This is a genomic window from Salipiger sp. HF18 (assembly GCF_011806505.1).
Taxonomy (GTDB): domain Bacteria; phylum Pseudomonadota; class Alphaproteobacteria; order Rhodobacterales; family Rhodobacteraceae; genus Salipiger; species Salipiger thiooxidans.
On the sequence record NZ_JAATOS010000875.1, the window covers coordinates 1 to 899 of the forward strand.

General features: G+C 67.6%; 1 protein-coding gene. It reads left to right on the forward strand.

What is annotated here, in order from left to right:
* Nucleotides 1-853: DUF808 domain-containing protein (locus HC022_RS27670; protein WP_167454508.1), on the forward strand; the 853-nt coding region annotated here is incomplete at its 5' end.
* Between the last annotated feature and the right edge of the window lie 46 nt (nt 854-899).

The following is an 899-nucleotide window of genomic DNA, read 5'->3' on the forward strand; positions in this document are numbered from 1 at the left end:
GGTGATCGACGACGCTGCCGTGACGCCGAAATACGTGCACGGCTTCGAGGCCTCGCGCGAACTGCCGATCATCTGGAAGATCGCGCGCGGCTCGGTGTTCAACAAGCTGATCATCCTGCTGCCGGCGGCGCTGCTGATGGCAGCCTACGCGCCGTGGCTGGTGCCGATCCTGCTGGTCATGGGCGGCTCGTACCTCTGCTTCGAGGGCGCCGAGAAGGTGCTGCACGTGCTGATGCCGCACGGCGCGAAGGCGGGCGCGGCCGAGGATGCCGCCGCCAGGGGCGACCCCGCCCATCTCGAGGAGACCAAGGTGAAGGGCGCGATCAAGACCGACTTCATCCTCTCGGCCGAGATCATGACGCTGGCGCTCTCGACCATCGAGGCGCCCGAGGTCTGGATCCAGGCGGTGGTGCTGGCGCTGGTGGGGCTGGGGATCACCGCGCTGGTCTACGGCGCGGTGGCGCTGATCGTGAAGGCCGACGACGTCGGGCTCTGGCTCACGCAGGTCGGCCGGCTCTCGGTGACCCGCGCCATCGGCCGCGGCATCGTCAAGGGTATGCCCTATGTCATGAAAATCCTCTCGACCGTGGGCACCGCCGCGATGCTCTGGGTCGGCGGCTCAATCATCGTGCACTCGCTGGCGCAGATGGGCTGGGCGGCCCCCGAGGAATTCATCCACCACTACGCGGTGATCGCCGAACACGCGGTCAGCGAACAATGGCAGTCCGCGGTGCTGTGGCTGGCGACGGCAACGATGGATTTCATCCTCGGCCTCGCCTGGGGCATGGTGCTGGTGCCGATCGTCACCAGGCTCGTCCTGCCGCTCTTCGGCGGCAGCAAGGCGGCACACTGATCTCCGGTCCACTCCCGGCTAATCTTCCGACGACCCGCCTGACCCC